The organism is Paraburkholderia sp. A1BS-2L (assembly GCF_051125205.1).
GTDB lineage: Bacteria > Pseudomonadota > Gammaproteobacteria > Burkholderiales > Burkholderiaceae > Paraburkholderia.
Genome location: NZ_CP120430.1, coordinates 784,788 through 797,946 on the forward strand (window position 1 = coordinate 784,788; position 13,159 = coordinate 797,946).

A 13,159-nucleotide genomic window follows, 5' to 3' on the forward strand; every position below is an offset into this window, starting at 1 on the left:
AGCTCCGTTTGGTGAATGGATGGGGTGTTAACTGCGCGCGTCGAGCGCGTCCTGTGTCATCGAATCTGAATGCAATGGCAGGCGATGGTGGTCCCTGTGTGAACCCGCTGGTTTGCCGGGGCGGATCTTGAACCAGATGGAATACATGGCCGGCAGGAACACCAGGGTCAGGATCGTCCCGGCGAACGTGCCGCCGATCAGCGTGTAGGCGAGCGTTCCCCAGAACACCGAATGCGTCAGCGGGATGAATGCGAGGATTGCGGCCATCGCCGTCAGGATCACCGGGCGGGCACGCTGCACAGTAGCTTCGACAACTGCGTGGAACGGATCCAGGCCCGCGTGGGCGTTCTGATGGATCTGCCCGATCAGGATCAGCGTGTTCCGCATCAGGATGCCCGAGAGCGCGATGAGTCCGACCAGCGCATTGATACCGAACGGCTGCCGGAACAGGATCAATGTCGGCACGACGCCAATGAGGCCGAGCGGACTCGTCAGGAACACCATCGCCATCGCCGATATCGAGCGAACCTGGAGAATGATGATGACCAGCGTGATTGCCAGCATGATCGGGAACAGCGGCAACATGGCGGTCGTCGCCTTGGCCGATTCCTCGATGGAGCCCGCCTGCTCGATGCGATAGCCGCTGGGCAGCTTCGCGATGATCGGCTGAAGCTGCCCGGTGATCGCCGTTGAAACGTCCGGTGGCTGCAGCCCATCGGCGATATCGCCGCGCACCGTGATCGTCGGCACGCGGTCGCGCCAACGCATGATCGGCTCTTCCATGCGTACGTCGACCTTGCCCACCTGCGACAGCGGAATACGCTGCCCGTTCGCCCCGGCCAGCGTCAAGTCGCCGAGCCGCGCCGGGTCGAGACGCACATCGCCGGCCGAACGCGCGATGACCTGCACGGTTCGAATATCCTCACGGACGGCGGTGACAGGCACGCCCGTCAGGAAGAATTGCAGCTGTTGCGCCACGGCACTGGATGTCAGCCCGAGCGCCACCAGGCGGTCCTGCTGCAAGGTGAAGTGCAGCGTGGGCGTACGCGTGCCCCAATCGGTGTTGACCGTGCGCATCATCGGACTGGCCTCCATCGTCTGCTGGACTTCAGCCGCGATACCACGCAGCTTGTCCGGGTCCGGACCGGTGACGCGATAGGCGACGGGAAACGGCGAATACGGCCCGAACACGAGCTGCGTGACGCGCACGCGCGCTTGCGGGGCGAGACCGTCGGCGATGGCTCGCCGCAGTCGCGCCTTCAATGCATCGCGTTCCTCCTGACTGTCCGTGCGGATCACGATCTTCGCGAACGACGGATCAGGCAGTTCCGGTCCCATCGCCAGGAAAAAGCGCGGCGCACCTTGCCCGACGTAAGCTGTGACGATTCTGGCGTTCTTCTGTTTAGACAACCATGCCTCCACTTTTTGCGTGGCGGCGCTGGTCTGGGAAATCGATGTGCCATAGGGCATCTGCACCTCGACCAGCACTTCAGGGCGGTCGGAGATCGGAAAGAACTGCTTCTTGACCACGCCCATGCCAAGGATAGCCAGGGCGAAGAGGCCAACGACCGAACCAGCGACCAGCCATTTGCGCGCGATGACGCGCGTGAGCAGTTGACGGAAGCGGTTGTAGCGCGGCGTGTCGTAAATTGCGTCGTGCCCCCCCCCTTCGACCTTATTGAAGTCGGGCAGCATCTTCACGCCGAGGTAGGGCGTGAAGACCACGGCAACGACCCAGGACGCGATCAGTGCAATGCCGACGATCCAGAACATGTTGCTGGTGTATTCGCCTGCGGTGGACCGCGCGAAGCCGTTGGGCATGAAGCCGACCGCCGTCACCAGCGTGCCCGAGAGCATGGGGGCGGCAGTGTGGCTCCAGGCATAGGCAGAGGCGGCCACACGGCCGTAGCCTTCCTCCATTTTCACCACCATCATTTCAATGGCGATGATTGCGTCGTCCACCAGCAGTCCCAGCGCCAGGATCAGTGATCCAAGCGTAATGCGGTCGAAGTTCTTGCCAGTCGCGGCCATGACCACAAACACGACGGCCAGCGTCAACGGCACGGCGGCGGCAACCACCAGGCCTGCGCGCCAGCCCATGCTCACGAAACTCACGAACATGACCACCAGCAGAGCGGCGAAAAACTTGAGCATGAACTCGTCAATCGCCGAATGAATGTTGACGGCCTGATCCGTGACCTTGGTCAGGCTCATTCCCAGCGGGAGCCCGGCGTTGATTACGCCGACCTCGCTGTCGAGTGCCTTTCCGAGATCGAGCCCGTTCCAGCCGTCGCGCATCACGATGCCGAGCAGCAAGGCCGGTTCGCCGTTGTTGCGAATCATGAATGTCGCCGGATCTTCATAACCGCGCTCGACAGTGGCAATGTCCGACAGCTTCAGCGTGCGACCTTGCACGACGACGGGCGTATCGCGGATCTTCTGCAGCTTGTCAAAGGCGCCGTCCAGGCGAATCAGCACTTCCGGACCTTTGGTCTGCACGGAGCCGGCTGGCGTCAGGGCGTTCTGGCCATTGAGCGCGGCGAACACGTCCTGCGGGCTGACACCGAGCGTTGCCAGCCGGTCATGCGAGAACTGGACATAGATGCGCTCGGCCTGCTCGCCGATGATGTCGACTTTCTTCACGCCCGGCACGTGCAGCAACCGCTGGCGCAGCAACTCCGCATCGCGCACGAGCAGGCGCTGCGGTTCGCCCCTGGCCTTCAGTGCGAAAAGCGCAAACGTGACATCCGCGTATTCGTCGTTGACCAGCGGCCCGATCACACCAGCCGGAAGATTGGCTGTCTCGTCGCTGATTTTTTTGCGGGCCTGGTAGAACTGCTCCTGCACTTGCGACGGCGGTGTGCTGTCGAGCAACGTCAGCGTTGTGAAGGCCAGTCCAGGTCGCGTATAGGTCTCGGTCCGGTCGTACCAGCGCAGTTCCTGCATGCGCTTTTCGATTTTCTCCGCGACCTGATCGTGCATCTCCTGTGCGGTGGCGCCAGGCCACGCGGTGACGATGGTCATCACCTTGATCGTGAACGCCGGGTCTTCGGCGCGACCCAGCTTGAAGAACGATAGCAGCCCGGCCAGCGAGATGAGGCAGATCAGGAACAGGGTGATGGAGCGCTCGCGCACGGCGAGCGCCGACAGGTTGAATCGGCCTTCGCTCACGGATGCGCTCCCTCCTTCGCCGCCGCGACGGTCTGGCCGGACATCCGGACCTGTTCGCCATCGCGCAGCAATTGGGCACCGAGCGCAACGACGCGGTCACCTTGTTCCAGCGTGCCTGACACGCGAGCGCTGTCGTCGTCCAGGCGGAGGACCGTGACCGGCCGCCATGCGACCCGGGCCGGCTCGCCGTTGACGATCCACACCCCGGGTCCTTTGCCCGCATCGAGCACCGCGCCGATCGGCACCTGCAAGCCGCCCTCGAGCGCCACGTGTGCATCCGGTATCTCCACCGTTACGGTCGCGCCTAGCGGCGCGTCGGCCAGCGCACCCTGCAGCACATAACGCGCTTCGAAGGTGCGGGTACTGGGATCCGCCGTCTCCGAGAGCTGGCGCAGCGTGGCTGGCACGCTGACGCCGCTGTTGCCGAACAGGGTGGCCTGTGCGTCCGAACCGATGGCGGGACGCAGGGTTTCCGGTAGCTGGATGAGAGCCTCGCGCCGCCCCGCGTGAGCGAGGCGCACCACGGATTGTCCGGCGCTCACGACCTGTCCCGGTTCGGCCAACGTCTCCATCACGACGCCATCCCCGTCCGCCACCAGCTCGGCATAGCCCGTCGCATTGCGCGCCACGTCGGCGTCGGCTTCCGCCGCGCTGAGCTGCGCCCTGGCTGCATCGGCGGCCGCCTTGGCCTGGTCGTAGGCCGAAGCCGAGATCGCACCCGTGCCGCGCAGATCGCGATAGCGCTTCTCATCCTGTGCGGTCTGCCGCGCTCGCGCCCGCGCAGCGGTGACCGCCTCTTGCCGCGCCTGCGCGGCAAGTTTGAGATCGATGGGGTCGAGACGCATCAGCAGCTGACCCCGTTTGACGGTTTGGCCGGTATCCACAAGCCTTTGCAGCACCTTGCCGGAAACGCGGAAACCCAGGTCGCTTTGCACGCGAGCCGCGACCGTCCCCGTAAACGAGCGCGATGCAGGCGTGGCGCGCTGAACGATTGCCGTGCGCACCAGCGGCACCACGGTGCGCGGATCAGACTGGTTTTTTTCGACGCACGCCGCTAGCGCAAGTAGCAGCGCACAGGCGAGTGCGGAGGTGGCGAGGCAACGCGAGAACATGAAAGTCCCATCGAGGGAATGATGATGGCTTTCATTATGGTTCTAGTGACCAAATCAGTCAACCGTCACAAAAAGAACGGGGTCATGGCGACAGGCTTCGAAGTACCAGGCTGGAGAGTTGCGCCGGCGCGACGTCGGTGGTATCGCGGTTGTATTGCAGAAGAAGCGGATTGAGGTAGGGGCGCAGCACCAGATAGATCGCCATCGCGGTTTCATCCAATGGCGTCTTGCGCTCGAAGTCACCGCTTTGCCGGCCTTCCTGGAGCACTTCCTGGAGCAGCTTCTGAACCCGTGCTTCATAAGCTTGCACCGCCTGCCAGTTTTCCGTTGCGGCTGACGCAGCGATGTCGTACAGCTTGCGGTCCCGGAAAAACAGCCTGAGGCTGGCCTCGGTAAAGACCTTGAACACTCGTCGCAACTTTTCCGGCGGCAGATCCGCCTGTGCAACCGCTGTCCGCACCTCGCCTTCGATTTGGCGCAGACAGTTAACACAGATCATTTCGCCAATGGCCTGCTTCGATTCGAAGAACTTGTAGATGTACGCCTTCGAAAACCCGATCGCCCGGGCGAGGTCAGATACCGTCGTTTTCTCGTAGCCATACCGGCTAAAGTGCTCGGTGGCGGCGGCAACGATCTGGTCCCGCACCTCGTGATCAGCCGGGCCGCGCGCGGGAGCGGAAGGAGTGGTGGTCTTTTTCATGGGCATAGCATACAGAAATGGACAACTAGTGACTATTTGGTTTTATGGTCATCGAAAAGGTTCTCGCAAAGACGCTCATGCTACCCAAACACTTCCTTGCTGCGGCCATTGTCGTCAGCCTATCGGCGGGTTGCGCTGGCGGCCCCGACTATGTCGCCCAGTTGTAGCGATGCCAGAGCATTTCCGAGGGCAGGCCGCCAGGTCATCGGCAGGCGGTAGCGAGTGCGGACCTGGCCACATGGTGGTCAGGTTTCGGCGATCCGCAACTGACACGATTCGTTACGCTTGCGCTGGAGCAGAACCTTGACCTCGCGCAGGCCGCGGCGCGCGTCTCGCAGTCGCGCGCAGGACTCGGGGCAGCGAATGCAGCGCTGCTGCCTTCCGGCAACGCAAGCGGCCCGGCGGCCCGGGTCTACCAGTCGGTTGAAACGCCGCTGGGACGTGTCCTGAACTCGACGCGGTTTCGAGCGCTCGAGGCCAATTTCAGCGCGGGCTGGGAACTCGATGTGTTTGGTGGCCTGCGTCGCGGGCGGGAAGCGGCACTTGCCGACTATCAGGCTTCAGAGGCCAGCGAGGCGGCCACGCGCCTGGCTGTGACCTCCCAGACCGCCGACATCTACATCACCATTCGCGGATTGCAGGCTCGTCTGCAGGTGGCGCGCAAGCAGTTGCAGACGCACCAGGAACTGCTGTCGACCATCAACCTTTTGTACGGCAAGGAGCCGGCGGCAGATCTCCAGGTGAGCCAGGCCGAGGGTGCGCTGGCCCGGGTGCAGGCATCCATTCCGGTCCTGGAGGCCGGCCTGGATGCGGCGATGAACGCGCCGGGTGTGATGGGTGCACAGCCCCGGCACGCATCGGGCGGAACTCATCGAGGGCGGCGAGATCCCGGCCGCCCCGGGGTTCGCAGGCAACGGAGTTGGGATGCGCATGGGACGCCCGGCAAGAAAGACGCTCCTGAAGCCGCCTAACTATGGGGGGCTCGCGAGCGTGAACTTTATCGTGTCGCGAGGAGCAGTCCCCACAACGATAGATTTGAGCAGGCCAACGCTGCATGAAGCGTCCGGGTTTGCAAAACGGGGGGAGGCCGTAGGCTGTTTTACTCGCGTGAGCGCCCCGCTTTCTCCGGAAAAATATGAAATACCCGGGCCATTACGACAAGTTTTCTTCTCTTGCTATGGCAAAACCATACGACTCCGTCGTAATGTTCCCGCTATTGTCAGTGGCCGCACACAAACTTCGGATTGCTTTTCAATTTACGCACGCTCCGCCAGCACCGTGCAACAGACATCATACCCAACTTGGCTTTGCGGATTGAAGTCCCGGCGGGGACTTGGAGTATCTCGCTTCACAGCCTGCGACCTACTCAAAACTACCCCCAAGAATCGGTGGCAGTCAACGGAATGAAGTGGCTATCCGTGGACGTCCGGAAAGACCGGCGCCCTATCCAATCCGGACTAAGGGTGAGAAAGACAGGCCGACATCGATCACGTCGGGCGCCTGTGGTCCCTTATTGCCTGTGGTCGCCTTGATCGCTTCGATCTCGCCCCCCCGAGCCTGCACAAGGGTTGTGCTCGTTGACATGGATGCCGTATTTCTTCTGGAATGCGGCGATCAGCGAGCCGCGCACCAGTCATTAGGCAGGGCGATCGAGGTCAACTGCCCTTCCTGCGTGGCCGCGGCCACGAGGGCATCCGGTGGCGCAGCCCATGCAGGGTTAATGCCGCCCGCAGCCAATCCACGATGATTCGAGTTATGAATCAGATTTCTACGCAATATAAATCCGGCGTGCGCACCGCGTTGCACTAGAGATTATCTGAACGAACCGAACACACGCCACTCATAAAAATTGGATTCCTTATTAAAACAATGAATCGACCAGATCGTCTGGCGTTTGGTACTACCCGAGATTTGCATTCAAGGAATGCGGCACACCCAGGTCACGCACGCGCCGAATCGCAGCCCGCAACCCCAATACCGGAAGGCCGTCTCAATCGCGCCTGACCGAAGCTTGTGCACCGAACTGACGAGTGATTTTGATATGATTTCCCAAAAATCGTAGCGAGCTCCGTCCATGAAAGACGTCGGCGCAATTCGGGGATCATTTGCATGAATACAGTGCCGTGGACGGCGACTCGCGCACGCACGCTCCTGCAAGCCATTGCGCTCGGCACGCTCTATTACCTGCTCGCCCGCCCCGTCGCGAACCTCGAGAGCGCCAACTCCCTCGCTGCCATCGCCTGGCCGGCGCCGGCCACCGCAATTGCTTTTCTCTGGCCGCTGCCGCCGCGACAGTGGTTCCCTTTTCTGCTCGCAGTCCTGGCCGCAGTCGCGTCCAACGGCCATTTCAGTGCCGAATCCTGGCGTAGCGACGTCGGCTTTTGCCTCCTCAACGTCTTCGAGGTGGCGTTATGCGCGTGGCTGGGCCGGCGCTATGTCGGCGCGAGCGGCATACTGTCCACCACCTCGGCGCTGATACGCTTTCTCGTGCTGCTGCCGCTCGTGGGCATCGGGCTCACTGCCATGCTGGGCGCCACATTCGCGGCCGATCTGGGCGGCGACAGCTGGTGGCGGGAATGGCAGATCCTCTTCGTCGGCAATGGCGTCGCCGTGCTGGTGCTCGTGCCTGCCCTGCTCGCATGGCGGGACCGATCATCCGCCGCGGCGCCCGGCGAGCGTCTCAGTGCGCTGGCAGGATGCCTCGCCGTCGTCACGATACTCGCCGCAACGGCCGCACTGAACCTTTCCGAAGAAGTGCAGCGCGGGATGCTCGCGCTCGTGCTCGCCGCCGTTGCCATTTACGGCGGCCTGCCCGCGGCTGCGGCGACAGTGGCGACCGCGGCAATACTCGGCGTCAGTCTGACGCTCGTGCATCTCGGCCCCTACCAGTACGAGGGTGCGAACAGCTCCTGGAGCCTTCAGGTCGATATGGCCGGGCTCGCCATTCTGACTTTCTTCGTCGCCGTGGCCACGCGCGAGCGCCGGCAGCTTGCATTGCGCCTCGAGCGGGCGCGGCGCATGGAGTCGCTCGGCCTGCTGGCCGGCGGCGTTGCGCACGACTTCAACAATATCCTCGCGGCCGTCGACGGCTACGCGGAAATCGCCCATGATCGCCTGCCCGAGGGTTCGTCCGCCCGCCCGGCGCTGGACGAGGTGCGGACCGCATCTGCGCGGGGCCGTGACCTGACCGAGCAGATTCTGCTCGCCGCGCGCCGCGGCGATCGTGTGCGCGAAATGCACGAGCTTGCGTCGGTCGTCGGCGAAGCCGTCGCGCTCGCGCGCCCGCTCAGCCGCAACGGCGTCGTCATCGATATCGAGGCAAACGCAGGCCCGTGGCCCGTCACCGCGCACCGTGGCCAGCTCGTGCGCGCCGTGCTCAATCTCGTGCGCAATGCATGCCTCGCCGCGCGCTCGCGTGTGGTCGTGCGCGTGGCCAGCGCCGGGCCGATGGCTGCGCCGCTCGCCGTTGGCGACGCGCCGCCGGGCTCCTCCGTCTGGATCGAGGTGGAGGACGACGGCGGTGGCATTCCCGCGGAACACCTTGCGCATCTGTTCGAGCCGTTCTATTCAACGCGCGCACAAGGAAACGGCACCGGTCTTGGCCTTGCGATCGTTGCTGGCGTCGCCTGCGAGCACCAGGGCGGCGTGAGTGTCGAGACGAGCGGCGCTGGCACGCGCTTTCGACTCGTCCTGCCACTGGCCGAAGCAGCGCCCTTCCCGCCAGCCGGGCAATTGGGCAATGGCGAGGCCGTCGTGCTGATCGGCGGCGATCCGGCTTCGCGCGAGCGCAGCGAAAACTGGCTCGCGGAACTGGGCTTCGAGCCGCTCGGCTATGGCGACGCGAGCGAGGCGTTCGAAGCGCTCGCCGATGCCACCGATCTGCGCGACAGCATTGCGCTATTGCTGGCCGACCTCGACGGCCTGTCGATGGACGGCGCCGACCTCGCTGAGCACCTGCGCGACCAGGTGCCGGCGCTGCGCGTGATCCTGTGCTCGGATAACTCCGATGTCGTCACTGTCGCGCGGGCCGCGCGTGCGACGGTCCTCCCCAAACCTTTCGACCGCGAGGCGCTCGGCCGCGCCGCCGCGTCCGCCCTCAAGAGCCTGCCATGACCCTGCCGCCGCAACCTTCCATTCTGATCGTCGACGACGACCACTCGATGCGCACCATGCTGATCGAGTACCTGTCGGGTCACGGCTATCGCGTGGATGGCGCCGCGAGCGCCGTCGAGGCGATGAGCGTGTTCGACGCGAAGCCCTATGATCTCGTGCTGCTCGACCTCGGCCTGCCCGACGGCGACGGCACGGAGCTCGCGCGCCGCTGGCGCGAGCAGGCGCCGGTGCCCATCGTCTACATCACGGGGCGCAACGAGGAAGCCGACATGGTGATGGGGCTCGAGCTCGGCGCAGACGACTACATCACCAAGCCCTTTTCGCTGCGCGAGGTGCTGGCGCGCCTGCGGGCCGTGATGCGCCGCGCGGGGCAGGCGACGCAGGCGCCGATGACGCGCGGCAAGCATCCGCGCGCCTATCGCTTCGCGGGCTGGACGCTGAACCTGAACACGCGGCGGCTCACCTCGCCCGAAGCAAGCGTCGTGCCGCTCACCAACGCCGAATTCAATCTGCTCGTGGTGTTCCTGAGCTCGCCGCAACGCATCATCTCGCGCGAGAAGCTGCTCGAGAGCACGCGCGCGTTCGACGACATCTACGACCGCGCCATCGACGTGCAGATCCTGCGGCTGCGCCGCAAGATCGAGCGCGATCCGAAGAACCCGACGCTGTTGCGCACCGAGCGCGGCGCGGGCTATCTCTTCGATGCGGTCATCGAGCCGCTGTGGACCTGAGCGCCCTTCCCGACCAACTTTTCCAGACAGCCCATTGCCCAGTGAACGACTACACGAGCCTCGCAACACAACCGGTCAGCGAAGCGCAGCCCTGCGGCGCCGACGTGCGCGACGAACCCGAATTCGAGTCGCTGCAGAACGAAATCGCCAGGATGTCGAACCCGGCGGCTAGCGGCACGCCGGACTGGGAGCAGGTGGTGCAGCTCTCGTCGACGCTGCTCGCGAGCAAGGGCAAGGATGTGCTCGTCGCCTGCTATCTGGCCGGCGGCCTGCTCGTCACGCGCGGCCTGCCGGGCTTGAGCGACGGCGCGCAGATGCTGGCCGCGCTGCTCGACATGTGGTGGGATCAACTGCATCCGCCGCTCGCGCGGCTGCGCGCGCGGCGCAACGCCCTGCAATGGCTGATCGACCGCGTGCGCGCGCATGCCGAGGAACACGACTGGTCGAGCTGGCCGCCGCAGGACCCGCAGCAGGTCGAGAGCCTGCGCACGGCGCTCGATACGATCGATCGCGTGCTCGCCGACAAGGACAGCGAAGCGCCCTCGATGCAGCCTTTGCGCGCACTCGCCGGCACCGTGCCGATCGCCGAAGCTGCGCCGCCCCCGCCGGTCGCCGAAACGCCGGCGGCAACCGATGCACCCGCAACGGCGACCACGCCGGCCAGTGCGCCGCGCAGCGAGGCCCCTGCTGCGGCCCCTGCGCTCACCTCCGCCGCGCCTGCCGCAACGGCGTCCGGCTTGGCGGACACCGCGCTCGCGTCCACGGCAGTCGATGGGCCCGAAAGCGCCGAGCGCGCCGCGACTGAAGCGCTCGAGCGGCTCGCGAATATCGGCGCCTGGTACGCCGAAGCCGATCCGTCCAACGCGATGGGTTTCCGCCTGCGGCGCATCGCCGTGTGGACCGGCATCGAACGCGTGCCGGTGGGCGCCGGCACGGACACCGCGCTGCCCGGCCCGATCCCGCCGCTGCAGGACGCGCTGCGCGCGCTGCAGTCGCGCGCGGCGCACGCCGATCTCGTGAGCTTCGCCGAAACCCAGCTGCGTCAGCATCCGTTCTGGCTCGACCTGAACTGTGTCGCCGCGGCGGCGCTCGCGCAACTCGGCGAGACATGGGCCGCCGCGCGCAAAGAGGTGTGCAACGAAACCGCGAAGTTCGTCGACCGCATGACGTGCATCGCACAGCTGAAGTTTGCCAACGGCGTGCCATTCGCGAACTCGGACACCGTGCAATGGCTGCAGTCGCTCGCGGCAGGCAGCGGCGGCGAAGCCGCGGCGGCACCCGATCCGCTCGCCGGCGCGCTGTCGCGGGCGCGCGCGCTCGCGGCCGAAGGCGAACTGGCCGACGCCGCGCAGTGCCTGCAGGACGCGATCGAGCGCAACGCCGCCGTGGCTGCGCGGCTGCGGCTGCGCACGGCGCTCTGCGATCTGCTGCTCGAGCATCGCCCGGGCGCGCGGCTCGATTCGTTCGCGCGCGCCGTGGTCGCGGAGATCGACCGCTACGGCATCGCCGCATGGGACCCGGCGCTCGCCGCCGACGGCCTGCGCGCGGCCTGGGCAGTGCTTAGCCGCAACGACGAAAACCAGGCTGAAACCGACGCCCTGCTCGCGCGCATCGCGCCACTGAACGCGGCCACGGCCGTGCGCCTGATTATCTGATTGCCTGAGCGGCGCGTCGCCGCTTCGCACGCCCCCACCACGCACAACAAAGCAAGCGAGAGACCATGAAGACGAACCCGGCAGTGACTTCCCATTTCCTGATGCGCCGGCGCATGCTCGGAACGGCGCTGTGCGGCGCACTGAGCGCGTGCGGCGGTGGCGCGGTGGTCTCGCTCGGCCCGGACGGCCCGGTGTCGGACACCCAGGTCGACAACGCGCTTGCGCAGCTCGACGCGCTCGCCCGCAACCTGATGGCGAGCTCGGGCATTCCCGGCATGTCGGTCGCGGTCGTGCGGGGCGCGAAGACCGTCTTCGCCAAAGGCTATGGCGTCACGAGCGTGAAAACGCAGCAAAGCGTCGACGCCGACACCGTCTTCCAGCTTGCTTCGGTATCCAAATCGGTCGGCGCGACGGTGGTCGCCGCGCAAGTCGGCAACGGTGTCGTGAAGTGGGACACCCCCATGTCCAGCGTGCTGCCGTGGTTCACGCTGTCCGATCCGGCCGTCACCGCGGAGGTGACGGTCGGCGATCTCTACGCCCATCGCTCGGGATTGCGGGACCATGCCGGCGACAGCCTCGAAGAGATCGGCTACGACCAGACGCAAATACTGCAACGTCTGCACTACCTCGGGCTCGACCCGTTCCGCACGACCTATCACTACACGAACTTCGGACTCACCGCGGGCGCGGCCGGCGTCGCGGCCGCGGCGGGCACGGACTGGGCCACGCTTTCGCAACAGGCAATCTACGCGCCGCTCGGTATGACGCGCACCAGTTCGCTCTACGCCGATTTCGCCGTGCGCACGAATGCCGCGGCGGGCCACGTCCTGGTCAACGGCCAATACGTGCCCGGCCCGCTGCGCGACCCCGACCCGCAATCGCCGGCGGGCGGTGTCAGCTCGTCCGCGAACGACATGGCCCGATGGCTCGCGATGCTGCTCGGCAACGGCACCGTCAACGGCCAGACGTTGATTCCCGCCAGCGCGCTCCAGCCAGCACTCTCGCAGCAGATCCAGAGCCGCGCCGCCAGTGCGACGCTGCCGGCCTCGTATTACGGTTTCGGTTTCGTCGTGAGCACGCTCGATAGTGGCCGCGTGACGTTCAATCACTCCGGTGCATTCACCACCGGCGCCGCCACCACCTTCATGGTCGTGCCGTCGATGAACCTCGCGATTGTCGTGCTCACCAACACGGCGCCGATCGGCGTGCCCGAAACGCTCGCCTACCAGTTTCTCGATCTCGTGCAGTATGGCAAGGCCCAGCGGGACTGGGCGACGTTTTTCGGCACGGTGTTCGGCCAGTACTCGAAACCCATGGGCGCGCTGGCGGGCGCGACGCCCCCCGCATCGCCGACACCCGCGCAGCCGCTCGCAAATTACGCGGGCGTCTACGCCAATGATTATTTCGGTCCGCTACAGGTTGCCGTCCAGAACAATGCGCTCGTGCTCACGCTCGGTCCCGCCGGCACCCAGTTCACCTGCACGCACTGGAACGGCGACGTGTTCAGCTACGTCCTGCCGCTCACGGAGGCGCCGGCCGGCTCGCGCTTCGAGGTCAGCTTCGCGGGGCAGCAGGTGACGCTCGACTATTTCAACGACGAGGGCCTGGGGACGTTTACGCGCACCGCGTAGCCGGGCGCACAAATGCGGTTCGGCGGCGCGGCGCACGCGCCGCCCG

General features: G+C 65.5%; 7 protein-coding genes and 2 pseudogenes. 5 read left to right on the forward strand and 4 right to left on the reverse strand.

Translation table 11 applies throughout. The features are described 5' to 3' along the window. Nucleotides 1-27: 27 nt before the first annotated feature. The 3 genes from P5W98_RS28145 to P5W98_RS28155 form a co-directional block, all read right to left on the reverse strand. Nucleotides 28-3,171 (reverse strand): efflux RND transporter permease subunit, encoded by a 3,144-nt coding sequence (locus P5W98_RS28145; RefSeq protein ID WP_421027980.1) that lies wholly within the window; start codon nt 3,169-3,171, stop codon nt 28-30. Beyond that, nucleotides 3,168-4,283 carry an efflux RND transporter periplasmic adaptor subunit gene (locus tag P5W98_RS28150; RefSeq protein WP_421027981.1) on the reverse strand — a complete coding sequence of 372 codons (1,116 nt, stop codon included), beginning with the start codon at nt 4,281-4,283 and terminating at the stop codon, nt 3,168-3,170. Before P5W98_RS28150 ends, P5W98_RS28145 begins: the two co-directional genes overlap by 4 nt. Nucleotides 4,284-4,365: 82 nt before the next feature. After that, nucleotides 4,366-4,983 carry a TetR/AcrR family transcriptional regulator gene (locus P5W98_RS28155; protein ID WP_421027982.1) on the reverse strand — a complete coding sequence of 206 codons (618 nt, stop codon included), beginning with the start codon at nt 4,981-4,983 and terminating at the stop codon, nt 4,366-4,368. Nucleotides 4,984-5,060: 77 nt separating this feature from the next. On the opposite strand from P5W98_RS28155, the pseudogene P5W98_RS28160 reads away from it, so the two are divergent. Beyond that, nucleotides 5,061-5,901 (forward strand): annotated as a pseudogene (locus P5W98_RS28160) (TolC family protein); the annotation flags it as partial. A 534-nt stretch (nt 5,902-6,435) separates the two neighbouring features. Here the strand turns inward: P5W98_RS28160 and P5W98_RS28165 are convergent. Beyond that, nucleotides 6,436-6,759: pseudogene (locus P5W98_RS28165) on the reverse strand (ABC transporter substrate-binding protein); the annotation flags it as partial. A gap of 333 nt (nt 6,760-7,092) precedes the next feature. Here P5W98_RS28165 and P5W98_RS28170 point away from each other — a divergent pair. The 4 genes from P5W98_RS28170 (at nt 7,093) to P5W98_RS28185 (ending at nt 13,113) form a co-directional block, all read left to right on the forward strand. Continuing rightward, complete coding sequence (locus tag P5W98_RS28170) at nt 7,093-9,096, forward strand: ATP-binding protein (RefSeq protein WP_421027983.1); 2,004 nt, start codon at nt 7,093-7,095, stop codon at nt 9,094-9,096. Then, the gene (locus P5W98_RS28175; RefSeq protein WP_421027984.1) at nt 9,093-9,827 is read left to right on the forward strand and encodes a response regulator; all 735 of its coding nucleotides are present in this window, start codon (nt 9,093-9,095) and stop codon (nt 9,825-9,827) included. Before P5W98_RS28170 ends, P5W98_RS28175 begins: the two co-directional genes overlap by 4 nt. A gap of 41 nt (nt 9,828-9,868) precedes the next feature. Continuing rightward, nucleotides 9,869-11,482, forward strand: a complete 1,614-nt coding sequence (gene tssA, locus P5W98_RS28180; protein WP_421027985.1) for a type VI secretion system protein TssA — start codon at nt 9,869-9,871, stop codon at nt 11,480-11,482. A gap of 65 nt (nt 11,483-11,547) precedes the next feature. Further along, a complete protein-coding gene (locus P5W98_RS28185) occupies nt 11,548-13,113 on the forward strand; it encodes a serine hydrolase (RefSeq protein ID WP_421027986.1) in 1,566 nt (521 codons plus the stop codon). Nucleotides 13,114-13,159: the final 46 nt, after the last annotated feature.

What these genes read in the sequence shown, in the direction of transcription:
- P5W98_RS28155 (WP_421027982.1), bottom strand. Translation starts at nt 4,983, where the DNA reads ATGAAAAAGACCACCACTCCTTCCGCTCCCGCGCGCGGCCCGGCTGAT.
- P5W98_RS28150 (WP_421027981.1), bottom strand. Translation starts at nt 4,283, where the DNA reads ATGTTCTCGCGTTGCCTCGCCACCTCCGCACTCGCCTGTGCGCTGCTA.
- P5W98_RS28175 (WP_421027984.1), top strand. Translation starts at nt 9,093, where the DNA reads ATGACCCTGCCGCCGCAACCTTCCATTCTGATCGTCGACGACGACCAC.
- P5W98_RS28185 (WP_421027986.1), top strand. Translation starts at nt 11,548, where the DNA reads ATGAAGACGAACCCGGCAGTGACTTCCCATTTCCTGATGCGCCGGCGC.
- P5W98_RS28170 (WP_421027983.1), top strand. Translation starts at nt 7,093, where the DNA reads ATGAATACAGTGCCGTGGACGGCGACTCGCGCACGCACGCTCCTGCAA.